Origin of the sequence: Pectobacterium carotovorum (genome assembly GCF_900129615.1) — a bacterium.
In the GTDB taxonomy this organism is placed as follows: domain Bacteria; phylum Pseudomonadota; class Gammaproteobacteria; order Enterobacterales; family Enterobacteriaceae; genus Pectobacterium; species Pectobacterium carotovorum.
In genome coordinates this window covers 493,417-516,491 of record NZ_FQWI01000002.1, presented here as the reverse complement: position 1 = coordinate 516,491, position 23,075 = coordinate 493,417, and the positions used below count along the sequence as shown (strand labels likewise).

Here is a 23,075-nt window from a genome sequence, read left to right as displayed (position 1 = left end):
GAAACGATGAAACCGAAGGTTACAGTTATGGTTACACATTGAGTGATCTCTAGTCAATATCATTGTTAGATTCCGATTCAGGAATAGAACCAAAGGCAAGCCAATGTTTCGATTACAGGGACAAACCACCTCCGTCTTGGGCAACTTCTTGACGACCCACGGGGGTAATTGTCCGACAAAGAGCTATTACATACCCTCTCAGATTTTTGTGATATTTTTCTCAAAGGCCACTCATCAGGTCAGCCGGAGCGTAGCCGTTTATGGCATTCAGTAAGCCCGACCCACAGCCTCTATGATTGGTGCCAGCAGGCCGCCGTTAAGGTGCCCTGATAGCGTCAGATAGGCCAGCAGGCAGGTAACTATTAGTTTGACCATCAGAGGCGCTAGGTCTCGTAGGAGAGTTGGCATAATGGCCTCCTTATTATTACAATGTTATAACATAACTTTAAATAAACCCAAGGGTATTGACCCAAGGGTTCTTGTGGATGTTATGCTTTTTGGAATGTCAGACGGTGTACTACAGGAAACTCAGCGGTCGCCTCTACGTTGAACTCGCCTTGCTTCACTTTAACGGTGCCAGTCGCCATCACATCAATGACAGCAATCAACTCTACAGCGTAACCAGCGCGGCTAGGTTGGCGTGTGACCATAATCTTGACGGTATCGCCTTGCTTGGTAGAGCGAAATGACAGCATCGCAAACCCTTTCGGCAACAAGTAAACGCCAGTGTCTTCACCAAGGTAGCCCATAATGGTACACCCGAATAACTCGCTTGCATCTTCATGTCCTGCTCGTTGGGCTGCACGCTCTAGTACGGCTTCCAGCTTCTCAGGCACCATCAAGGCGTAAGCGTCGAGTGTTGCCCCTAAGTGAACCGGAAGATGAATAGCCAGATAATCAAGCAGCTCTTCAGCGGCATCTTTTGGTTTGGTGCTCAAAGCATCACACTCGAACGTCACAAGGTCAGGCGTCTTTGCTAGTACCTTGGCGACATTACCCGCCATGACACGGCAGAGTTGAATCTGCATGTTCTCTACAGTTTGACGTAAAGACCCAGCCGTCCAGCCACCCATCATATTGAAATCAGACACGGTGGTAGCAGTCGAGCACAGAATGCCTGTTTGCGTGTTGTCATCACCATTCAGTACAGGTGCGACCATTACCGCAGACCCAGCAATAGCTTTCGCTGTAGGCAGGTTAGAGCGGTCACGTTTACCGTTCGGGTTGAAGGTCACTGTGCGATCTTCCAGCAGTTGAACATTAAGTGGGGTCGGCTGGCTGGCGAATGGTCGGAACTCAGACGGGAAGATGTGGGTCTGCATAACATCAGCAAACTCGCCATCGTTAAAGGTCGCATTGAGCGAGTCTTCCAGTGCCTGAATGTAGTCGTGGACATCATTACCGAAAGGTTGAGGATTGCCGGAGCGGTCAGTATAACCAACGTTCAGAATCTGACCTGTGCCGTCTTGCTGGTTTACAAGCTCGGTGCGGCTGATATCAGTTCCCCAGACAGAATTCGGAATCTTTTCCCCGTTGGCATCTTTGAGGTGTGTCTTCAGATCATCGAGCGTTTTGATTTTTGATTGAGTAGTGTCGGTACGTTTAATCTCGGTGGTAGCGTTAGTTTTCTTAGTGTTCTGCATAATATGGTTCTCCTTTATGTGTGTACGAGTAAATCTGGTGAATTGACCTGCTGTTTCCTTTTCGGGGGCTTACAGGCCATCGTGTTGGCGTCTAAAGGTAGGGACTTACAGTCCGAAGTCAGCGCCTTTGCGACCATAGCGGCGAGCGTATTCATCTTGAATGCGTGCTTTCTCAGCTCTCTCCGCTGCAATCTCAGCAGGAGTGGCGTTCATGGCTGCCATACGTTCTTGGTGCTCGCGGACTTCCTTAAGGCGCTGTTCGTGTGCCTCTCGGTTGTTTCGGATGGTCTCAGCCCAAGCGGTAGCGTGCTTGCCATAGCCTCGAATGCTGAAGCCGTTAACCGACATCTCCGACAGCAGATGATGTGACCCATGGCTGTTTGGCTGGAAATATGCCAGCAGGTTAGGGACTACGACGTTCACGAAATTGACTACAGGGTACTCGACGCCACACCACAGCACGGTCGCCTCATCTTTACTGAGAGTCAGCTTCTGTTTGGTGATGTTGAGTACTGGCAGGTTTTCATTGATTGATGACATGATTTGATTCTCCTTCTTGAAATTGGATGATGAACTTATCGGTCACGCAGACGCATTTACGCCTACGGTCTCCCCGCATCGGTCAGTTCAAGAAAGGGTTATTATTTACAAAGAGTAAGCCTCCTGAGGAGGCCAAGGGGATGCAGCATAGTGGTTACTGCTGGATCGATATTGAGATTTTTGTGAGTAAATTTAAAGGTATATAGAAGTGGATTACCGCCACCAACCACCACCAATAGCATAATGAAAACCAGTAAGTATTAAGGCGACGGCTATTGCTAAGCTAAAAAGGATTCCGCATACACCTGACAATCTGTTGAATGTAATACGGTAGATTATCCCTGCGACGAATAGACTTCCCGAAGCCCACCAGAAAGCGCGCATACCTCTAGCTACTGCACGATACGTTTCCCACGTTGTCCAACCGTAGATATAACCTGCCATAACGCCCACACCTAAAAGCAGCACTGCCATCCCAATGAATGACCCCATGCCTTTCAACATCTTTTTATATCCTGTAAAAATAACTAAAGAGAAAGAGGCAAAGGATATCTGATTCTGGCTCCCTTATTGATCGTTTGTCTCGATCGTTAAATTGGAATTGATCGCCAATACCTATATTGATGCCTTGTGTTTCTGCTTTGTTGGCAGACAAAAACGTCAATTAGGGGAGCTATCCGGCGGCATATAGTTCTCTTCCCTTAGGTATTAGGGTGTCAATTTGCATAGGAATTATATATTCACCATTATTCTGGTGTACCAGACACTGGTACGAGGGATCAGGGAGAGACCTTGGGATTTCGTCATATTGCCATTAAGAACAGCTTTGTAGATACGCTCAGGCTTCCTGCCATCAACACGTTTACCAATCTTATTCAAATTCCGCATGGCTTCTCTGTAGTCGTCCTTATGGCGTTCCAATAGCTCGGCCTCTTTCTGATAGCCCAATTCAATCATTTTATTGGCTACCACTTCGGCAATCTCTGGCATCTCCAAGATGGCTTCAAAGGCTGCATAGACCATATCTTCAAAATCTGCTGAGACCCATCCGGCGTACTTTAAGGTTGCTTGTTTATCTGCGTAGATATATTCACCGTTGTACCTATGCATTTTTTGCAGAGCCTCCAGACGCACAGCGCTTTTAGTTCGCCACTGGGAGGGAGCCTTAGCACGGGTTAATTCGAGAACTTTCCATATTTCCGTCAGATTCCACATACCGGAGTCATTAGCTTTAAAACTGTGATCTTCAATAATAATGATATGGCTTGCGTGTTTGTTTAATTTATTCATGCTTATATGTTCTCCATTTTGTATGCATCCTGAAGTCCCATCCCGCTGGCCTACACAAAGTCCCCACATAAAAGGGAGACCAGCAGGCGACAGGATGCAGACAGAATGACTTTGTGATTTTAAATAAAGAAGGAAGGCAGGGAGAGCCTTGTATTTCTTGATGACGTACCGTTCACGATGTTGAAATTTTAACTCGACGATTGAATATAATATCGGTGGTGATTCATCAGCGAGGACTTAACGCCTTGACCTATGCGTTTCTTGCAGAGCTTCCAAACGGGATACGCTCGGTGTGATCGGAACATTGGTCTCTTCTAGTAGTGAGTCGTTAATACTGAAGCCAGCGAGGCAACCTTCCGTAAGACCGGATGATAGCCTGAGGTCGATACGGAGATGGTAATTGAGGAAAAGCGATGAGGTATATTTGTGACGGTGCAGGCAGATGACCCTGATTAATTAAAGTTCAGCTATAGGTTATTTCCCTCTAGGTTGATTTTCGATAATTATGATTTAATTTTATAACCTCTTTAAGTTATCCCTTTGGACCTTGAGCTATTATCTTATTATTTGTCTTATTACTATCTTTTATTTAGACTCTAGGTTTATCTTTAAGATTCCCCCCCTTTCCCCCATTGGTCGTCTGTAGGTATCTCTCTCTGTGGTGAGTCGTTAATGCTGGGAGGGAATTATTAGGTGCTATCAAGGGCTATCAGTCTGACCTGTCAGAGACAGAATGCTAATAAGTATTGATGGAGTGATATCACCATAACAATTATGGTTAGAGCTGAATGAGCTCTTAAGAAATATTCCTTAAGTACACAGTCAGTAACCATGCATAAACACTGCATATGAATACTGAATGATAACTTAAGGTAAGTCTTAAGGGGTCTTCTTCTTATAGTGAGTCGTTAATAAAACCTTTGATATATATAGAGTTTTTAGCAGCTTCCACCCTTGAGCAAACCGCTTATCCATTCACTATTAATGCATAAATAACCACCATATGAATCGATCAGAGAAGAGGTCATCATCCTGTATTGGCTAGATATTTTCATTGCTGAGGTAAGTAGACACCAGACAGAACACCAAACAGTTTATCCACTTCAACTTCTTTAGCATAACGGTCATAGGTAATCGACCCCGAGCTGTGCCCCATAATCGCCTGAGCGTAAGCCAATTCCACACCATGCTGTTTCAGCTGCGTGGCTACTGTGTGCCTAAACGAGTGGAATGCCAATCCATCACGGTCAGTCAGAACCTTAGGCAACAACGTCCGATTAAACCACTTGCTAACTTGTTCGCCGTAACCGTTCTTCATAAGGTGTAGGCCATCAAACACCAGCGCATCATCGCCGCCAGCGCTTCTACGGGCCTCTACAAGTGTCATGAAGTCAGCCAATACAAAACCATACGCACCATCAACAAGCGGCACGTAGCGTTCACTATGGGTATTCTTAATGCTCTTACCGGATAAGCTGCTATCATCTTCATTGATATGGATATAAACAGTTTCCGTTCCCGTGGTCTTAACGTCTTTAACCTGTAGTTGCGCCACCTCATTCAGCCTTGCTCCAGTGATTGCAGCCAAAGCGGTGACATAATAATGATATGGCTTACCTGAGTTCTTCTGTGAATACGCTTTAGCGGCGACCAATATTTGCCTCACTTGCTCAGGACTAAAGGCATTACGCGCCTCAGAGGCTCTACGCTGGGGCACTTTGAGTTCCAACCCTTCAGCTAGATTCTTGACTAATAAGTCATTTCTTACAGCCCATTTAAAGACGGCTGACAGCTTAATCAGGTATCTATTGTTAATTGTTACCACACCCAGACAATCAGCCTTATCCTCACGATTCAATAGGTCTGCCAATGGTGTATTCTTGTAACGCTGCTTACGGTGCTTTGGTAATCGCTGGAGGACATCACGAACCTTTAGCATATCAGCGCGAGTTATCGCGTTAGCGTCCTCGTTCAGGCCCATATAGTTGAAGATTTCGATTAACGTAGCGTGGGCCGATGTGTTTTCTCTTAAGGTTGCTGGCTTCCAATTCTGAGCATTCTCCTCTTCGTATTGCCCAAAGAGAGCAGCAAGACTGACGGTAGTCACTTCTGGCACATTAACAGGTAGGGATACAGACGCCTGATTATTTGACCGATCAATAACATCAAATTCATCGATATAATCTATGAGAGGTTGGCTGTCTCCTACTTCTATACGTTTCATGCAAGCCTTTAGTACCTTCAGCGCTTCATTGATGTATCGGTGTTGGTTAATACTCAACGGTTCACTTGCTAAAGCATCAATAAGGCCCTCGCCTACTTCCCCGTACTGGTCACGATAGATATCCCTCATGTCTGGCTCAAAGAGATCTGAACGCCCCAACGACAATTCCCACTCAGCAATATCCCTTAGATGCTCCCTCATCTCCTCATAGGAAGCGTTAGGCTTATCCGCATGGATTGCTTTAAGTGCTGCCCTAATGTGTCGAGAGTGAGCCATAGCGGTACGCCTGTCCTTGGTTCGTAATGAAACTGAAGTTATCTTATTCCCATCTATTTTAGACGTCCAGACATCTTTACTTCTTTTTGTTTTCATACGGAAATAGTAAACGCCACCGCGCTGGTATAGATAAGTGGTAATAGAGAGAACATTGGCTGAATTTGATAGCTGAATCATGGTCTGTATGCCCTGAGCAGGGTTACACAGTAGGTTACAGTAAGTAACTCTGTAAGGAGGCGTTAAGCCGTGTCCCTTAGGATTCAGTAAGTTAGAGGTTTTTAAGAAGGTCATGAGCGTGAAGGGAATATAACTCATTAAAATAAGATATGATTTATATAGATAATATTTTATTCTAAGTTTTTCATACCCCCAGATGTACCCCCAATCGTATTCCCGTTATAATGTACGCATAAGCAATATTTTTAGTGGGACACACTATGGAACCACGTAAAAAACTCCCAGAATGCCCTAAATGTGGGGCATGGATGCGGGCACGTACAAGCCTTGCTTTAGATGCCAATGTGCGCAGCATCTACCGCGTTTGTACCGGTCAAGAATGCGGATTTAAATGCACATCATTACAATGGTATGAGGTTGCCCTTAACCAGGCTGAAGAAAACGCCAGCATCCCCGCAACAATAAAAACGCGCTGTATAGAGATGAGGCAAGGTCGCTATGATCACTTGTAAATACTGCGGTAAAGTCGCAGGAGACAGAGGGGTGGAAAAAATTGGAGAAAACAGTTATCGCCGCTACCATCAGTGCAAAAACTTGCTATGCGGCCATTGCTTCACCACAATTGAAGAACTGAGAGTAAGCACATCAGACAACGAACAGGTAGCACACCGTAGCGCTACCTGTGACAGTATCTTTCCTAACAGTCAGCCAAATAACTCTGACGTCCCTCATCGGGTAAATGGCGATTAAAATGTTGAGTAGTATCTTGTTGGTTCAGATACTGCTCACGTCTCCCCTCATGATTTCCAGACAGTGCTTTTTCGCAGGCTGACATCAAGGAGATAATCTCTTCCTGAGAGGCGTACATATCCTTGCCTTTGAATGTTAATTTCATCTTTTTCATGCTGGCCTCACAAATTACTAAATGGGATTTCCCCAGTGAACAGTTTTTCTTTGTATTCCGCATCAGACTTGGCACGCGATAATTGTGCCGGAGAAGGGGTATTTTTCATCGCTCTGAAAACATTTCGTGGATACGCGCCGGGATGATCATCCGGTAACTCACTATCGGTTAGCTTAATACTGTCACTGCGAATGATAGTTTTAACAGAATTGATTATTGATGACTCGACATCATCCGTTGACATAATTTTTTCAAAACGCCCCACATCAATTAGTTCCCCCTTTTCGTTTCTGTATGTAGTAGTGAAATAAACCGCTGCCAGTGTTTCACGAACACTGACACCATACATTCTACACAGTCCAACGACTCGGCTAATCCGCGGTGCCATTAAATCATGCAGCTCGGTGATAAGTTGTTCAACCTCACGCTTAACGATGGGGGCAGTGACATTGGAAAATGCATTGTTATATTCAACGGTCATGCCGCCCAGCCGAATATTCATTTCGGTTACCTTTCGTTTTTGATCTTTCATCAAGACAGATAAACGGGCTATTTTAGCCTTAGCGGTAGTAGTAAGAAACAAAGCCCGCTCTGACTCAGTATTCTCTACGCCGTTATTTTCCATGAGAATACTTTCCCATTTTCCATCATTCTCTTTTAGCTCTGCTTCTGCCTGACGATGACTTTCCACAAGATTGGCCAGGGTTCGCCGTTCCTGCTCAATATCGGCCTCCAGTGCAGAAAACATATTAGCAATCTCATCCAGCCGTTGCCGTGCAGGGCTTTTATCTGAAACAGCGTCATGAATAGGGGTAGTCATTTTTACGTCCTTCTCAGTAGTGTAATACACCTATATTCACCATCTGAGCTTGGGAAATCCCGCGATTATGTTTGTCGCCGGCGTATTACACCGAAGTATACTTTTGCTGGCCTGCAACCAGATGAAGAATTGGGTGTATTACACAACGCTGGGGATCAAGACATGAAAGGCAGCAGTAACGGTAAAACACGGATAAGGACATTGCGTGTACCTCACCAGATCGACGCAGAAATTGAGCGACAGTGTAAACGGTCAAAGCGTGGCTACACTGCGCTGATACTGGATGCAGTAACAACCTATCTGGCTCAAACGCCAGAGTCTGATAACACCGGCACAGCTACGGCTGAGTCCGTTTACCACATGAATTTTGATGAGCGCTTCCCGTTCCTGAAGTAATCTTTTCCCATCCGGTGTAATACGATTTTTTCCAGGCAAAAGACCGCTTACACCGCACCTGACTCTGCCAAACATTTTCTATGCTGCGCTTATCATTAAGTGAGCACTGATCAGTCTCACCGTGGTTTTCAATCAAAATAATTCACAAATAAAAAATAAATATCATGCCTATATAACAAGGATTAGCGATTGGCTACCGCTTTCATGTAAGCCCCTAGAAACGATTTTAAGCGTTCCATTTTGATGGATATCACAGGGCATGTCTCATACTGCGTTAGATAAGCATGGTCTTTCTTACAGCAAATAAACATCGGTATCACCCAGATCCCTCAGCGCGCAATTGTCCCCCCTCCACGCCCGCGCATTAAAATAGCGCGTTTTTGTGCAGTTGTGCAGCAAGGGCAAACCCGCGCCAGAACTGGTGCGAAAAGGGGTAGATAGCATCAAAAAAATTATGCATTTTTGTGCAACTTTATGCGGTGATTTTGACGAGAAAAAATGAATCCCGTGGACACGGGATTCAGGTAGAACAATATCAAACTATCTTCATTCGGTAAGAAGACATAGAAACTACATTTCCTGATACTTTTCCAATAGAAGTGTCTGTTAGTAAGTTATCGTTCGCCAGTTCTGCCAACATAGCTGGCGTGATCTTCAAACGATGTGCTAACGCATCAGCATCAACCATCAAATCCGTTAAAAGAAACTTCATAGCTCGATGAAAAAGCTCAGGCCTTTCATTTGGTATCAGACAATCTTCTTTCTCATCAATTGCTTCCCCTTTACGTTTTAGGCCGAAAAATGCCGTTTTGTACTGGGCATCCGTCAAAAGTGAAAGCTGATGTGCTCGATAGATGATAGCTGCTTTACTTACTTTCCACGTCAGTTTGAACTGACTAAGCCCTTGCCAGTCGATACGTCCACCAATTGGCCGAGGAAAATACTTCGCCATAGCCGAGCGCGGTAAAAGTAATGCCGACGCAAAACGATTCGCTTGTGATTCTGTCACTCTGTCACCTGTAGAGATGCCTTCGTGCAAAATCAAATGCGCAACCTCATGAGCAATATCAAAACGCTGACGACAAGGCGACTTCTTGGCAGTATTTCTGACAATGAAAGGACGGCTTAACGGAACAGAAAGCGCATCCACATCATCAGATACAGAGTCGAAAGAGGTAACAAATGCCCCTAGCTTTTCAGCCAATCGAGTCATGTTATCAATCGGCCCAAAGCCTAATCCCCAATCAGTTCGACATTTCTCCGCTGCCTTTTCAATGTCTTCCTGAGTATGTACCTTCATTTCCGGAAACTTAACAGCCGGTAAATTAAGATATTCTTCAAAAACTTCAATCAGGCGACGATATAACTCAGCTTTAGCAAGCGTTGCTAATTTAGTCGCCATACGAGTAGTACTGCGTTTACGGAAATGAACAATTTCCTCATTCACGGGAGACTGCTCTTGCGCTTCGAAAAATTCAGGCATGACCTGTAAGACGGCAGCTAATTTATTCGCAAGCTCAGGAGTGGGCACAGCAGAGCCAGATTCCAGCCGCTGTATATACTGGCGGGTCTTATCGACCCGCTCAGCCACTTGCTCCAATGATAACTCGTGATACAGACGAGCTAACCGCAAATTAGAACCGTTAAACACTTTTCACCTACTATTATTCTGCATCGCTCTTCTTGTCTTTTTCAGTAACAGAAGCGCTGATATCATCCAACACAATTTCAACCGGTGCAGGCGGGGTGTCGTCGGTTGAGTGCAACATTGCAACCCGTTCTTCGCCATATGTCCAAAGACTCAGGACTTCCCCCAGGGGGCTGTAGCCAACAAAATGCACCCGAGCACCTTCCCCCTCAAACTCCGGCTTCTCAACCACAAAACGCCACATTGTAGGTATTGTTGCTTCTGGTGCCCATAGTTGATCGACGGAATTACGGCGGAAAAAACCCGGTTTTTTGGGATTTTCAGGATCGTCAGCAAAAAAACGAACAGGAATACTCTCGATCTCAAATGTAACATCCATACCGGCGTGAGTTAACGCTAACCAATCGTGGGTCTTACTTGTACATAACTGGATTAGATATTGTCGCTGGCGTCCGAAAGTACATGTTCCTCTCGTGTAATTATCATCAAGTGAGCTTGATAACTGCCTGTATGTATCATCTAAAACTTTTAGAATACCTTCAGCGACGATAGATAAACGCTCAACCGTCAATTGAGGGTGAAACTGACTAGGCACAGGTAAAGTATGTTCTGACATTAAAATTCTCTCTGTAGGAATTGGTGCAAATAGTAAGTTTTGTCAACTTGAATGTTGGTGCATATTCCTTATTTTGTCAACCTAGAATACAAAAGATCAGAAATAGAATTTAACCATTTGTTTTTATTAAAAATATATATCAATCTAGTACAGTGAAAAGATGATTCAGAGAAAATTTTCTATTCTCTTCACCTTTTCTTTTTTCACTGTCACTTTCTATTTTCAGTCAGCCATCGGAAAACTGTTACAACCGTTACACCCCATAAAAACCCTACCCAATGCACTGATAAATAACAGAAAATCATGTAACACTTTGGGCGTTACAAGCAGTTACGCAAAGTGTTACACCTAATAAAATCAATGAGTTAAAAACCCATTCTGTAACACTTCATAACCGTTACATCGTGACGCTTCCGTAACGCTTTTGTAACGGTTTTAAAATTCTTAAATAGTCATATTATTCAATATATTAAATGGTATTTTTTAACCTTGTAACACTTGTAACGCTTTTCCGGTGTACCCCCTAAAATTTTGAAAATGGCGCACAAAGGCTACTTTTCAACCAATTATGAGGGTGTGCATGGGTGAGTTAGGGGGAGAGTGTGAAGGACGGTAAAGCTATCAGTGATACCGGCCATCCGTTGGCCAGCATCGCTGGATTTAACTGTGCTGCAGCTCGTTACGTTTGAATACCCAGCAGCGAACAACTTCAGGGCGCATCACATCATGCTGACCTTTGCCCTTGTTGTATAACTCATTGGGGAGACTACGCACGGGTTTGTTGCCCGTAAACTGGAAGCTGGTGCCGCCTTTAAGCTGTTTTTTCAGGTCGCTAATCACAAATGACTGGTTAACCCGATATTCAGATGCCATCTGGATAAAGTGCTGGAAATTCACCGCCACCATCCCTTCCCTGTTATCTTTTCCGGCGTGGTTCAGTCCGTAGCGATCGAGCGAATCCAGATACTCGAACGTCTCCCAGAACTCCTGCACCTGTGGCGGATCGGTACGCAATGCCTGACGACGCTCTGCGGCCAGCGCAACCAAAGCCTGACGTGTTTGAAAAACGGCATCGGCCTGAACAGGCAAGACCAGCGGTAAAGTTTCAACCATAGCGATCAGCTGCGCATGGTTTTTGGCAATACGGTTATGGTTTATCTCCGGATGGTTCTCCAGCTCGGTTTTAGCCTGCTCATAGATGCGATTGAACGTATCGAGTACAGCCGTTTCTGACTGTGTCACATGGAGGATAAACCCAGATACCTGCTCTGTCGTTGCACGCTCAAGCCGCTCCGCCGCCTGGCGCGTTTGTGGCGTCTGGGCGCTCTTATCGGTGTGGATATGCACGATACGTTCGAGCAATGCCGGTGAACCGCCCACGTCCGCATTCTGCGCGATCACAATGCTTCCCCGAAACGGCGGCTCATAGGTTTCATTATTGTTGGATTTAACCCCCGTCGCCCGCATACCTTTACCGTTATACAGCGGTTTCAGGTCATCAAAATCAAACGCCCGCTGACGTAAGGTGTCCTGCGTTCTATCGCCCTCAATCAGTACCACGGGCAGATTGCCAACCTGTGCAAAGTTTCGTGCTCTGGCTGCGGCCGTGGATTTGGTCGGGTCAAATCCCTCGTAATCATCTCGGCCACACAGCTTCCAGAGAAAATCGATCAAGGTACTTTTCCCTGTTCCTGGCTCCCCGACAATTTCCAGAAACGGAAAGCTGCGGCACTGTTGCCGGATTTGTTCCGCAAACAATGAACCCAGCCAGAACGCCAGCGCGATGTAACCCTTAGCGCCAAATGCCGTCCAGATATCCTGTACCCAGTCCGTTTTAAATTGGCTGAGGTCTGCGTTAATTTCCAGAACAGGGCTATGGCTGAGGCTTTTGGCACTCAGTGTGCCGATCTCGAAATAATCCTCACTGTTGAGGTGGTAAACCTTACCGCCAGAAACCGCCAGAGCATTAAATATCCAGCCCTGCCAGACCTTGTTGTAGCCGATAAAATTCTGTGTCTGCACCTCTTTAATCACCGGCAAATCCTGACGGAGAAAGCGATTAAGCTGATCCGTATTGCCGGTATAAAAGGCACCTTTCCCCACATGCAATAAACGCTTTTTAAACTCTGACGCGGTGGCAATATCGTTTGCTTTAAACATATCTTTCACCGGCGGCGTAGAGCCAGGGAAATTGATTTGGAAGTAATACCAGGCTTCATCCGTTGGCTCACTGCGCTGGAAATAGAGAGGAACGGGATAACAGTTGGCAATTTCTACCACGGCACCGGCTTCTTTCAGCGCTTTCACTTTTACTTCCTGCTCACTAAACCGGATATCACCATCCTGAATACGTTCAACCGCTTTCATTTGTCTGTCCAGATCGAGCTTGAACCAATACAGACGCGAATCAAATTCAAAATGAAACTCCCGCCGTTCGGTATGCTCAGCAATCCGTAGCGCTTTATCTGCGGCGTTGTCGGCCAGCAGCAAATCCCCCTGATAGCGATATTCCTTTAGATCGCGTGGAGTCAACTTTCCCTGAATGTGCAGATCGTTCCAGTCGCGTTTTTGTCTGCCCACAGGCACACAGGCTGCATTGACCATCCAGCCAGCCTCCTGACTCCGGCGGGCGTGACGGATGGTGTATTTTTTCCCTGCCGGATCGTTGTCCAGCGCCCACACCAGCACCGGCCTGGGGCGTTCACCCAGACTTTGTGCCAGTTGCACCAACGCCTGTTCTGGGTAGTTGTTGCACGACATGATAGACACCGCCGCGATCCCGTTTTGCATCAGGCTTAATGCATCAAAAATCCCCTCAACCAACCAGATCGCTTTCTGCTTACTCAAGTCCTGAGCCAAATGACTCCACCATTGGCCGGCATAACCGCCATGAAAATTGGCTTTGCGCTCGAATCGTTCCGGCTGATCGATAAGGCGCTCCCAATATCCCCCGCTGGGGAGTGAAAAACGCACCGTGGCTGTCCCCATCCCCTTCTGATGAAAACTTTCCTGTGTGTAACATCCTGCAAGACGGGTAATATCCAGATTACGCGATTCACGTAAGTAGGCATCTGCGGCCGCACAGGGCGACGCTTCCGTGCGTGGGTAGCGCTCAGACCAGTGATTAAATAAATCAGCGTAATGGGCATTGACGATAATTTCAGCCCCGCACTTATTTTCCCGTCCGCATTTCAGCACATAAGGTTTTTCGATACTGGTAAACAGTTCTTTCTTATGGCAGTGGGGGCAAATACCATAGCGTAAATACCCTTCCTGCTCTTTAAACTGGAATTCTGCTATCAATCGCTTTATAATTTCTTTGTGTAATTCGTTATTCATGAATAGCTCCAAAAGCGCCGCGCTGAACGGCGCTTTTTTATTGTGGTTAACAGGGTGATAAAGCATTGTCTGACTGCTATTTCCCTCATCACATTAACCATGCGTTGCATTATGAATGAACTCCTTCTCAGCTATCAGATACAAAGACACCAACGCAAATAGCGCATAAAGAAATGCCTAATACCATCATGACCGAAAAGGAGTAATGAAGATTATCAACCCGCTAAACTCTAATACTCTTCATCCATATTTAGAAAAAATACGCCTTACATCACCTTTAATCACATCAGAGTGATACTCATTCCTTAAATATATATAAAAGTCACCCGATACACCCCATAGTTCACATCTACAGATGACATCGCTAAGTGATGATTTATCATCGACAATAATGATATTAACTCCGTCTGGAACACAGAGTTTCATATACGTCTTTCTTGTAAAAAGTCGAAATAGGAATAACAAAAAGAAAACCATTCTCTTCATCGAGTTTTGTTTTCCCTTCGATTTCCAGTTGCGAACAACGGCAAATACTCCCATTTTTATATCCATTACGCTTTTCCTTAATTTATAGATAATGAGAGTAATGGTTTTCATCATCAGGATGTTTCGCCTGTATTGATGCCTTACGCCTGAGTTGGTATTCCGGTAATAACTGATAAGAACGGCGAAACTCACTGAGCGGCATTTCTCCACGCTGCTGGCTGGACTCATACAGGAAGAACACTTCCGGCTCTGGCATTACCTGGCCGGATTCATCGTTGATTGACCTGACGCTAATCACCTCAATCGTCCATCCGGTTTCGCTGACGCTTTGATAGCGCTCACCCCGTAGCGGACGCCCCAGAAACAGGTTACGCATGGCGCACCTCCTGACTTCCTGAGATAGCCTCATCGTTAAGTTGTGGGCTTATGGAACGTCCACGACGCTTACCTTTAATCACAATGTTATGAAGGTGATTCAGCATCGTGATCGCATCTGATAGCAGGATACTATTCACCTCAGAAAGAGCAGATTGATCCATGCCTGCGCTAGTGTCAGTATTCAGGCGAGCCAATTCACTATTCAGGTTTAACAGGGCATTCAGGCGGGACGTGGCGCACTCGTACAAGTCATCCTCACCCACTTGTGCATCGAAATACAGCACGTTAACAGACGCCCCCTGTGAGCCTGATAACAGCGGCTTCATATCATGATTCATTGTGCGGCACCTCCATTATCTTGAAGCCGTGATCTGTATCAGGATGATCACGATTCATCACTGCCGAAACCTCATTGGCAATATCTCTTGCACGCTCACTATCTTCATAAACCTGTTCTGAATCCCATGACTCCCAAGTGTGGTCGGGTTTCATACGAACATATCGGATCTTAAACATGGTGCGCCTCCGCTTCCTCTGGTTCTGCCTGTCTGGTGCGGTACAGGTGATCGATGCGTTCTTGCAGAACGAACAGCAGGATTTCACGCACTTCCCAGTCAGTAATGTTTAAAGCGGCATAGGCCAGTGCGCGGCACTGATCGATGATTTCATCCAGTTCCAACGGCGTGTTATCAAACATGGCGCACCGCCTCGACTGGCAAGCGGCCAGCAAAAGAGAGGATGAAGTGAGGAACAAGGATCTGACGGGCTTCCTGCTCTGTATAGGCTTCAACAGACAGGCGGCAAGGTGAAGCAGAACTATCCGCACGGTAAAGAGCAAGAAAACGATACTGATATTTAGGGCGTGTTTGGTTAGACTGTGAATCAGCCATCGTGTTACCTCCAGTAACATTGTGGTTAGAAGCTCGGTTGGTGCTGGTAACACCGCCGAGCTTCGCGATTTTTGCACCTTGACACAATCAAGGTGTGCTCCACTATATTTTAATGGTGTGCTCCACGTCAACGATTGATTGTGCTTTTTTATTCCGTATACTGTCATCCACCTAATCAAATGAGGTTCAGTAATGGCAACGGCTAACGTCAATGCGAAATCAAAAAAGATGCAAGCTCGCGTACCACATGAAGTAGTTAAGGGTATTGAAGAAACAATACTTGATGGAGAGACCGCAGGGCAGTTTATCGTCACAGCATTGCAAGGTGAGATCAAACGCCGCCAGCGTAAACAAGCCAAAGAAGAGTCTAAAGACTGATCATTTGCCCAAAGATCCAGTGTAGGAACCTTGCTAGCACCGATAAATGATAAGGCGGTATCACGGTAGGTGGCGCTTCTCATGATTTCCATTCCCCACGCTCAGCGATCCTCTGACTGATCCATTCGTCGATCTCACTTTCAACAAAAGAAATTGCACGCTCCCCAATCTTAATAGGTTGGGGGAATGCCTTTTGTGCCAACTGTTTATAGAGCCATGATTTACTACGCTGGACGCGACGCAGCACCTCTTTTGAAGAGATCAAGGATGCTTGGTTGTCCTGAATATTTCTGCCTGCCATATCGTTACCTCATCGTGCTTGCTGGTATATGGCGGAGTTTAGAAGTGTACAAATCGGGGTTCTAGTAAGAATAAAATCCATTAAAATAAAATGAATTCCATTGAAACATTCTTGTTTCCGTTAAGTTAACAAAGGAAATAAAAAACAAACCACCAATAAATCAAACAGTTAAGAACAATTTAAATGAACGGGCTGAGGAATAGTGCGGAATGCTGCGCAATACGGAGCTACATAAAATAAGCCGCTACAAGCGACTACAAGCACATGGCTATTGGCTAGTATTTATGATTCATATCTGGCCTAAGCATAAGGCCAGATCAGGGTTATTCAGAGAAGAGGGAATTAAACGATTTTTTAACTTTATTATAAAAAGATGATTCTTTTATTCCCTTTAAGGAAACGCTCTCTTTCTCAGCAAGACTAACCAAATCCCTATAAATTTCACGCTTTGATGGTTCTTTCGCTGTTCCATATTTATTTCCTAGCTTATCAGCCAATAACATAATCAACAAAGCTAATAACTTATCTGTATTTTCTTTTTCATGTTCTTGTCGATAAATCCCACGCCCACTTTTTCTAATAGAGCGACCATATTCAATGAGTTCATCGTCACCATATTGTAATAATTTTTCTTTCCAACCAACCTCTCGCGCTATGTTATTAATCACTTCATGACATTTATCAAAAATAGGTTTTGGCATATCATCAGTGCTAATGAATTTATAAGACTCGGCAAAGTATATTTTTGCGTCTATCCTTTCATTATGTTGTAAGTTTCTATTTATATTACTCCCTGCATTTTGTCTCAATATCGTTCGCAGTTGAAAAACATCTTTTTCTATATCTTTAGGTATATCTTTTGGATCAGCAAATGGATTTATACCTAAAATCGCCAAAGCCATTTCTTGAGCGGTAACATCCTTAAGTTTAGTGAACCGCTCAAAAGCGTCCATTTCCTTAAAATTAGACATTTAAATATCCTTCCACGCTATGCTGGTTTACGGAATCCGCCAATAACAACATTTTTGCTATATTCTAAATTTTCCATGTAATCCGAATACCACTGCAACATGTCCCGGCGACCATCCAGATATTGCGCATGATTATATGTACCACGAACGCTATTCTTATCAACATGAGCAAGTTGAATCTCAATCCAAGCGGTATTAAAACCCTGCTCATGAAGAATTGTGCTCATTGTGTGCCGGAAACCGTGGCCTGTAGCCCTACCTCCATAGCCAATACGCCGGATCAACACATTAAGCGTCATCTCACTGATCGGTTTTGTAGACTGGATACGCCCAGGGAAAACATGCTGGTAACGGCCACTAATTGGCTGCATCTGCTTTAAAATATCTACGGCCTGAGAAGATAGAGGAACCATGTGAGAACGCCGCATCTTCATTTTTGAAGCCGGTATTTCCCATAGTGCCTTATCTAAATCAATTTCTGCCCATTCAGCCTGACGTAATTCACCTGGCCGCGTTCCTGTAAGAATTAACAGCTTCATAGCCAATTTCACTTGCATACTGCCGCTATAACTGGTCAGAGTCTGCAAAAACTCAGGCAACTCAATAACGTTAAGATGTGGATAATGCTCTCGTTTATGCGGCGTCATCGCGCTGGCGAGATCTGGTGCAGGGTTATACTCAGCCCTACCCGTTACAATCGCATATTTCCACACTTCACCACAGCGCTGGCGCACCTTGCGCATTTTCTCGGTGGCACCGCGCTGTTCCAGCTTAGATAACACAGCCATTAATTCCAGCGGCTTAATTTCCGCAATTGGCCGGTGTCCAATAAAGGGAAAAACATCAACCTCAAAGGTTGCCATCATCTCCTTGCGATAAGATTCTGACCATCGGTCATAACGCCGTTGATACCACTCACGCGCAATCTTCTCGAATGTCCCTTCACTTTCACCTTGTCGGGCTAACTTTTCTTGCTGTTTGTTCTGGCTGGGATCACCGCCTTCGATAACGACCTGCCGTGCAGCATTTCGTTTTTCCCTGGCTTTTGCTAACGAGACATCAGGATATACGCCGATAGCCAGTAATTTTTCTTTGCCGGCAACACGGTATTTGAGGCGCCAATACTTCGAGCCGTTCGGATTGATCAACAAGTACAATCCGCCGCCATCAGCTAACTTATACGCTTTTTCCTTTGGCTTGCAGGCCTCTACCTGCTTGGCATTCAGCTTCATTGGGGGTATTTCTCCATCCTGTATTGATGCACTTGGGGGTATTTTTCAGGGGTGCAAGTATCAATACCCCCAGATATACCCCCAAAGATAGATGGATTTCAGGGTACTTGAGTAGACCATAAAACACCATAGAAATGGCTTAATACGGCGTATTTACTGGGTTTTGTGGACTTTGGGGAATTTCAGAGGAGGTATTTTTGGAGCGAGTGAAGGGAATCGAACCCTCGTATGCAGCTTGGGAAGCTGCCGTTCTACCATTGAACTACACTCGCACGGAGAGGCGCGTGGCATTATAGCGCTATGCCGTTGCCGAGCAAGTAAAAAAAACCGGCAAAGCACTGATATTCTAGCCGGCTATGCAGTTGTAGAGAGCGGCAGGAACAACGTTTCATAGCCATTGGAAATGACGTGCCAGGCAAAGTAGGCAAATAGCAGCGCAGAGATCAGGCTGCAATAGAATGAGATCCGTTCTTTCAGCAGACGTTGACCGTACTTCACCAGCGCGGCAAGGAAGAACGTCCACAGTACGCCGCCGACGAAAAAACCCAGCAGAAACAGCGTAATCATGAAAGCAGAGCCATCGGTAGACTGCGCAATAATCGTGCCGCCGATCGCCGCAAACCATAGCAGCGCCGTCGGTGACGCCAGCGCCATGCCGACGCCGCTGAAAAACTCGGTATATCGCGCTGGTGGCGCAGTGACATCCGCCGCATTCGCTGTCACAGACAGGTCAGCGAAGCGTTTAACCTGATAGTCACGCCATGCTGCACGCGCCATGCTAAACGTCATCCAGATCAGAATAAGCCCCCCACCAATCCATAGCACCCAGCGGACGGGCGTCAGGTTAAAGACCACCGCCAGACCCAGAACTGACAGCGTGGCATAAAACAGATCGCCGAAGCAGGAGCCCAGCCCGATATAAAACGCCGAACGCGCCCCATGCCGCAGCCCACGGTTAATAATCGCAGTATTGACCATTCCCAGATCGAGACAGAGTGACAGGGACAGCAGCATCCCCGTGAAGACAACTAACAGCATGGTATTCCCTTCAAGCGTTAAGCAATAAGGCGAGTGTAGAGCCCAAGGGAAATACTGTATTGTCAAAAATTGATACGGCGGAACTGCCCCGGTGTCATCGCGTTATAGCGGTTGAAGGCTTTAGTGAAATGCGCCTGATCGGCAAACCCGACATCGCCCGCAACCTGACTAATCGCAGTACCCTGCCGCAGCAGTTCCCGCGCTTTACACATGCGTCGCTGCATCAGCCATGCCAGCGGCGGCAGCCCGACCGCCTGATTAAACGAGCGCACCAGATGTGCGACCGACAGATTTTCCTGCTGCGCGAGCTGGTCGAGCGTGGGGACATCGCTGAGATCGTTTAGCAACCCATCTTTGATCCGCGTGATCCGCTCAGCCTCTTTGACATGGCCTTGAGACGGCACATGATGCTGATTTTCCATCAACCCCGCGAGCAGCAGGATAATACGCTCCTGACGCGTGCTGTCGTCCAAATCAGAGGTGACCAGCTGTTTTAACTCGGACGCCAACTGCGCCGACGGATTCCAGCCTCGTGAGAACCGAAAGGTTTGGTGGAAATAATGCTCGAATGCCCGTGGGTGAACGTACAAGGATGCACACTGCCAGCGGTCAAACGCATTGTCACTGCCCTGTAGCTGATCGGGATTGTAGGTCGTCACCATATCGTTGGTGACAACGAAGGTCTCTCCATCCAGCCAGACCGTTTCCAATCCGCTGAGATTGGCGCTGATGACAAACTCGTCATGCGTATGCCGTGGAAAACTGCGGCCGTTGGTCAACAACGCCAGTTCGAACCAGGCATCGCGGTACGTCATCATGATGGGTGTTCCGACAGTGAATGAATGCCTGAAAATAGCATCTTCCGTCATCAGGCGACAATCACAGAATGCGAGAGATAAATCGCGATAAAAATGCAGGGCGTATAACCGAAGATCCAGGCTAGGCCAACGTTCAAGCGCACCAAATCACTCGGTTTAGGGGCATCTAGGCGATGCCCTTCTCTCGTCTGGAATCCATGACTCTCGAAATATTGAGTTCGATCCAGTCGGCGAGTGTCGCAACCTGCTCGGAAACCTCGCGCCCCAGCGGAGTCAGGCTGTATTCCACATAAGGCGGCACTACCGGATGGGAAAAACGCAGGACAAATCCGTCTTCCTCCAGCCGCTTCAACGTTTGGGCCAGCATCTTCTCACTCACGCCAGATGCCTTGCGGCGCAGTTCTCCGAAGCGCAATGTTCCCTCGCGCAGGCTGATTAAGCACAACACTCCCCAGAGGCTGCTGACATGCTTGAGCACGCCCCTCGACGGACAATCCACCGTGAACAATTCGCCCATTCTGACCTTCTCGGTCAGCGCTTTACTGCGCGCTTCTGGCGGCATTTATTACTCCCGATATCCATTTAATCAGCACATCACTAACCTTTTAGTGCGTACTATCAAAAATAAAGTGTAGCCGCTACCATTCAATTTTTGAAGTTAAACAAGGTTGATTGGAGGTCATTCTATGAAAGCAATTCAACTACGAGCACCCGGTGGGCTTGAGCGGCTTGAGATTGTCGATTTACCGGATCCCGGCGCACCGGGGCTGGCCACATTGCGCTCATCGGTGTCCTTACTGGCCCGGCAGGGACTGTGCCTACCGCAGGTTTGACGGTGCGACAGCAGCGCTTGCAGGGGCTGATCGTCGGCAGCCGTCAACATCAGCAGGATCTTATTCGGGCGCTCAACGTTCTGCCCATCCGGCCCGTCATCGACAAACGCTTCCCGCTTGTCGATCTCGCCGAGGCCTTCCGTTTACAGCAAGCTGGCAGGCATTTTGGCAAGATTTGTCTCGAATTCTGAAGCAAATCCTGAATACGAAAAGCGATGAATTCCTTACACAGGAAGGTTGAGTCGGGTGTCGGAGAGTTCTGGCTGCTCAATGAGAGGCTTGAGACGCGGTAAACATAAAAAAACCGGTGCGATGGCACCGGTTTAAAAGGTTCAGGTTCAGCTACAGCAGACTTACTTCTGCGGACGCATCGCTGGGAACAGGATAACGTCGCGGATGGTGTGGCTGTTCGTGAACAACATCACCATGCGGTCGATACCAATACCCAGACCCGCGGTTGGCGGCAGGCCGTGTTCCAGTGCGGTCACATAGTCTTCGTCGTAGAACATCGCTTCGTCATCGCCTGCATCTTTAGCATTCACCTGCTGAGCAAAACGCTCTGCCTGATCTTCGGCATCATTCAGCTCGGAGAAGCCGTTACCGATTTCACGGCCGCCGATGAAGAACTCAAAGCGATCGGTGATTTCTGGGTTTTGATCGTTACGGCGCGCCAGCGGTGACACTTCAGCCGGATATTCGGTGATGAAGGTCGGTTGAATCAGGCTGCTTTCTGCTGTTTCTTCGAAGATCTCGGTAACGATACGACCCAGGCCCCAGCTTTTCTCGATCTTGATGCCCAGAGACTGTGCGATCGCGGTCGCTTTCTCCAGATCGTCCAGATCGGCAACGTTGGTTTCAGGACGGTATTTGCAGATCGCTTCGCGCATCGTCAGCTTCTCGAACGGCTTACCGAAGTCGAATGTCTGGTCGCCGTATTCCACCGTCGTCGAGCCCAGCACGTCCTGCGTCAGCGTACGGAACAGGTTCTCCGTCAACACAATCAGGTCTTTATAATCGGCATACGCCATATAAAGTTCCATCATGGTGAATTCAGGGTTGTGGCGCGGGGAAACGCCTTCGTTACGGAAGTTACGGTTGATCTCGAACACACGCTCAAAACCACCCACAACCAGACGCTTCAGGTACAGTTCCGGTGCGATGCGCAGATACATGTCGATATCCAGCGCGTTATGGTGCGTGATGAACGGACGGGCAGACGCGCCGCCGGGGATCACCTGCATCATTGGCGTTTCGACTTCCATAAAGCCGTTATCCACCATGAAGCGGCGGATGGCAGCCATCACGTTAGAACGGATGCGGAAGGTATTGCGTGACTCGTCGTTGGCAATCAGATCCAGATAGCGTTGACGATAGCGGGTTTCCTGATCGGCCAGACCGTGGAACTTATCCGGCAGCGGACGCAGCGCTTTGGTCAGCAGACGCAGTTCGGTACAGTGGATAGACAGCTCGCCAGTTTTGGTTTTGAACAGCTTACCGCGCGCGCCCAGAATATCGCCCAGATCCCACTTCTTGAACTGCTCGTTATAGATGCCTTCCGCCAGATCGTCACGGGAAACATACAGCTGAATACGGCCACCGACGTCCTGCAAGGTCACGAAAGAGGCTTTACCCATGATGCGACGGGTCATCATACGGCCCGCAACGGTCACTTCGATGCCCAGTTCTTCCAGCTCTTCGTTCTCTTTGGCATCGAACTCAGCGTGCAGACGATCGGACGTGCTGTCACGGCGGAAATCATTCGGGAAAGCAATCCCGGTTTCACGCAGCGCCACCAGCTTTTCACGACGCGTTTTTAATTCGTTATTCAGATCTTGCGCCTGATCGGCACCCTGTGATTGTGATTCAGCCATGTGAAT

The 23,075-nt window shown here is 46.9% G+C and carries 28 protein-coding genes and 1 tRNA gene; 6 read left to right on the top strand and 23 right to left on the bottom strand.

Annotated features, from left to right (window positions below):
* Positions 1-488 precede the first annotated feature (488 nt).
* From BUB06_RS06650 to BUB06_RS06625, 5 genes are all read right to left on the bottom strand, one after another.
* Entirely contained in the window at positions 489-1,643 is a 1,155-nt protein-coding gene (locus BUB06_RS06650; RefSeq protein ID WP_010301874.1) for a hypothetical protein, read from the bottom strand.
* Between the two features lie 105 nt (positions 1,644-1,748).
* Positions 1,749-2,183, bottom strand: a complete 435-nt coding sequence (locus BUB06_RS06645) for a DUF6971 family protein (RefSeq protein ID WP_010301871.1) — start codon at positions 2,181-2,183, stop codon at positions 1,749-1,751.
* 213 nt (positions 2,184-2,396) lie between these two features.
* Entirely contained in the window at positions 2,397-2,687 is a 291-nt protein-coding gene (locus BUB06_RS06635) for a hypothetical protein (protein ID WP_010301865.1), read from the bottom strand.
* 228 nt (positions 2,688-2,915) lie between these two features.
* On the bottom strand, positions 2,916-3,473 hold the full coding sequence (locus BUB06_RS06630; RefSeq protein ID WP_010301861.1) for a hypothetical protein: 558 nt from the start codon (positions 3,471-3,473) through the stop codon (positions 2,916-2,918).
* 1,051 nt (positions 3,474-4,524) lie between these two features.
* Complete coding sequence (locus tag BUB06_RS06625) at positions 4,525-6,150, bottom strand: tyrosine-type recombinase/integrase (protein ID WP_010301857.1); 1,626 nt, start codon at positions 6,148-6,150, stop codon at positions 4,525-4,527.
* Positions 6,151-6,410: 260 nt separating this feature from the next.
* Between BUB06_RS06625 and BUB06_RS22450 the strand changes: the two genes are divergently transcribed.
* Together BUB06_RS22450 and BUB06_RS22445 are read left to right on the top strand one after the other, a co-directional pair.
* Positions 6,411-6,662, top strand: coding sequence for an Ogr/Delta-like zinc finger protein (locus BUB06_RS22450; protein ID WP_072012447.1), 252 nt, complete (start codon positions 6,411-6,413; stop codon positions 6,660-6,662).
* Positions 6,649-6,900 carry an ogr/Delta-like zinc finger family protein gene (locus tag BUB06_RS22445; protein ID WP_072012446.1) on the top strand — a complete coding sequence of 84 codons (252 nt, stop codon included), beginning with the start codon at positions 6,649-6,651 and terminating at the stop codon, positions 6,898-6,900. The genes BUB06_RS22450 and BUB06_RS22445 overlap by 14 nt, the downstream gene beginning before the upstream one ends.
* Here BUB06_RS22445 and BUB06_RS22105 read toward each other — a convergent pair.
* The gene (locus tag BUB06_RS22105) at positions 6,848-7,054 is read right to left on the bottom strand and encodes a hypothetical protein (protein WP_033070922.1); all 207 of its coding nucleotides are present in this window, start codon (positions 7,052-7,054) and stop codon (positions 6,848-6,850) included. The genes BUB06_RS22445 and BUB06_RS22105 overlap by 53 nt on opposite strands.
* A 7-nt stretch (positions 7,055-7,061) precedes the next feature.
* On the bottom strand, positions 7,062-7,874 hold the full coding sequence (locus BUB06_RS06610; protein WP_039470841.1) for a hypothetical protein: 813 nt from the start codon (positions 7,872-7,874) through the stop codon (positions 7,062-7,064).
* A 162-nt stretch (positions 7,875-8,036) separates the two neighbouring features.
* Here BUB06_RS06610 and BUB06_RS06605 point away from each other — a divergent pair, with 162 nt between their 5' ends.
* Positions 8,037-8,270: a hypothetical protein gene (locus BUB06_RS06605; protein ID WP_033070920.1), complete on the top strand. Its 234-nt coding sequence runs from the start codon at positions 8,037-8,039 to the stop codon at positions 8,268-8,270.
* A gap of 535 nt (positions 8,271-8,805) precedes the next feature.
* Here the strand turns inward: BUB06_RS06605 and BUB06_RS06600 are convergent.
* The 8 genes from BUB06_RS06600 to BUB06_RS06560 form a co-directional block, all read right to left on the bottom strand.
* Positions 8,806-9,921: a helix-turn-helix domain-containing protein gene (locus tag BUB06_RS06600; RefSeq protein ID WP_039470839.1), complete on the bottom strand. Its 1,116-nt coding sequence runs from the start codon at positions 9,919-9,921 to the stop codon at positions 8,806-8,808.
* Between the two features lie 13 nt (positions 9,922-9,934).
* Positions 9,935-10,534: a hypothetical protein gene (locus BUB06_RS06595; protein ID WP_039470837.1), complete on the bottom strand. Its 600-nt coding sequence runs from the start codon at positions 10,532-10,534 to the stop codon at positions 9,935-9,937.
* Positions 10,535-11,194: 660 nt separating this feature from the next.
* A complete protein-coding gene (locus tag BUB06_RS06590; protein WP_039471035.1) occupies positions 11,195-13,873 on the bottom strand; it encodes a toprim domain-containing protein in 2,679 nt (892 codons plus the stop codon).
* Positions 13,874-14,441: 568 nt separating this feature from the next.
* A complete protein-coding gene (locus tag BUB06_RS06580) occupies positions 14,442-14,735 on the bottom strand; it encodes a hypothetical protein (RefSeq protein ID WP_039470834.1) in 294 nt (97 codons plus the stop codon).
* The gene (locus tag BUB06_RS06575) at positions 14,728-15,075 is read right to left on the bottom strand and encodes a hypothetical protein (RefSeq protein ID WP_051982081.1); all 348 of its coding nucleotides are present in this window, start codon (positions 15,073-15,075) and stop codon (positions 14,728-14,730) included. Before BUB06_RS06575 ends, BUB06_RS06580 begins: the two co-directional genes overlap by 8 nt.
* The gene (locus BUB06_RS06570) at positions 15,065-15,253 is read right to left on the bottom strand and encodes a hypothetical protein (RefSeq protein ID WP_033070913.1); all 189 of its coding nucleotides are present in this window, start codon (positions 15,251-15,253) and stop codon (positions 15,065-15,067) included. The genes BUB06_RS06575 and BUB06_RS06570 overlap by 11 nt, the downstream gene beginning before the upstream one ends.
* Positions 15,246-15,434, bottom strand: a complete 189-nt coding sequence (locus BUB06_RS06565; protein ID WP_033070912.1) for a hypothetical protein — start codon at positions 15,432-15,434, stop codon at positions 15,246-15,248. Before BUB06_RS06565 ends, BUB06_RS06570 begins: the two co-directional genes overlap by 8 nt.
* Positions 15,427-15,627: a host cell division inhibitor Icd-like protein gene (locus tag BUB06_RS06560; RefSeq protein WP_072012973.1), complete on the bottom strand. Its 201-nt coding sequence runs from the start codon at positions 15,625-15,627 to the stop codon at positions 15,427-15,429. The genes BUB06_RS06565 and BUB06_RS06560 overlap by 8 nt, the downstream gene beginning before the upstream one ends.
* Positions 15,628-15,819: 192 nt before the next feature.
* Between BUB06_RS06560 and BUB06_RS22100 the strand changes: the two genes are divergently transcribed.
* Positions 15,820-16,005, top strand: a complete 186-nt coding sequence (locus tag BUB06_RS22100; RefSeq protein ID WP_039470832.1) for a YlcI/YnfO family protein — start codon at positions 15,820-15,822, stop codon at positions 16,003-16,005.
* 79 nt (positions 16,006-16,084) lie between these two features.
* Here the strand turns inward: BUB06_RS22100 and BUB06_RS06550 are convergent, their stop codons facing one another.
* From BUB06_RS06550 to BUB06_RS06520, 7 genes are all read right to left on the bottom strand, one after another.
* Positions 16,085-16,306 (bottom strand): helix-turn-helix transcriptional regulator, encoded by a 222-nt coding sequence (locus BUB06_RS06550; protein ID WP_033070909.1) that lies wholly within the window; start codon positions 16,304-16,306, stop codon positions 16,085-16,087.
* 323 nt (positions 16,307-16,629) lie between these two features.
* Entirely contained in the window at positions 16,630-17,277 is a 648-nt protein-coding gene (locus tag BUB06_RS06545; protein ID WP_039470820.1) for a hypothetical protein, read from the bottom strand.
* A 17-nt stretch (positions 17,278-17,294) separates the two neighbouring features.
* Positions 17,295-18,509: a tyrosine-type recombinase/integrase gene (locus BUB06_RS06540; RefSeq protein ID WP_039470818.1), complete on the bottom strand. Its 1,215-nt coding sequence runs from the start codon at positions 18,507-18,509 to the stop codon at positions 17,295-17,297.
* A gap of 198 nt (positions 18,510-18,707) precedes the next feature.
* Positions 18,708-18,781, bottom strand: a tRNA-Gly gene (locus tag BUB06_RS06535).
* A gap of 82 nt (positions 18,782-18,863) precedes the next feature.
* Positions 18,864-19,547 (bottom strand): LysE family translocator, encoded by a 684-nt coding sequence (locus tag BUB06_RS06530; RefSeq protein ID WP_039470816.1) that lies wholly within the window; start codon positions 19,545-19,547, stop codon positions 18,864-18,866.
* Positions 19,548-19,609: 62 nt separating this feature from the next.
* Positions 19,610-20,365: a helix-turn-helix transcriptional regulator gene (locus BUB06_RS06525; RefSeq protein WP_039470814.1), complete on the bottom strand. Its 756-nt coding sequence runs from the start codon at positions 20,363-20,365 to the stop codon at positions 19,610-19,612.
* A 166-nt stretch (positions 20,366-20,531) separates the two neighbouring features.
* Entirely contained in the window at positions 20,532-20,927 is a 396-nt protein-coding gene (locus tag BUB06_RS06520; protein WP_010301849.1) for a winged helix-turn-helix transcriptional regulator, read from the bottom strand.
* 124 nt (positions 20,928-21,051) lie between these two features.
* Here BUB06_RS06520 and BUB06_RS22095 point away from each other — a divergent pair, with 124 nt between their 5' ends.
* Together BUB06_RS22095 and BUB06_RS06515 are read left to right on the top strand one after the other, a co-directional pair.
* Positions 21,052-21,198 (top strand): hypothetical protein, encoded by a 147-nt coding sequence (locus tag BUB06_RS22095; RefSeq protein ID WP_153266388.1) that lies wholly within the window; start codon positions 21,052-21,054, stop codon positions 21,196-21,198.
* Positions 21,180-21,389, top strand: a complete 210-nt coding sequence (locus BUB06_RS06515; RefSeq protein WP_039470813.1) for a zinc-binding dehydrogenase — start codon at positions 21,180-21,182, stop codon at positions 21,387-21,389. The genes BUB06_RS22095 and BUB06_RS06515 overlap by 19 nt, the downstream gene beginning before the upstream one ends.
* A gap of 162 nt (positions 21,390-21,551) precedes the next feature.
* Here the strand turns inward: BUB06_RS06515 and lysS are convergent, their stop codons facing one another.
* Complete coding sequence (gene lysS, locus BUB06_RS06510) at positions 21,552-23,069, bottom strand: lysine--tRNA ligase (protein WP_010301844.1); 1,518 nt, start codon at positions 23,067-23,069, stop codon at positions 21,552-21,554.
* Between the last annotated feature and the right edge of the window lie 6 nt (positions 23,070-23,075).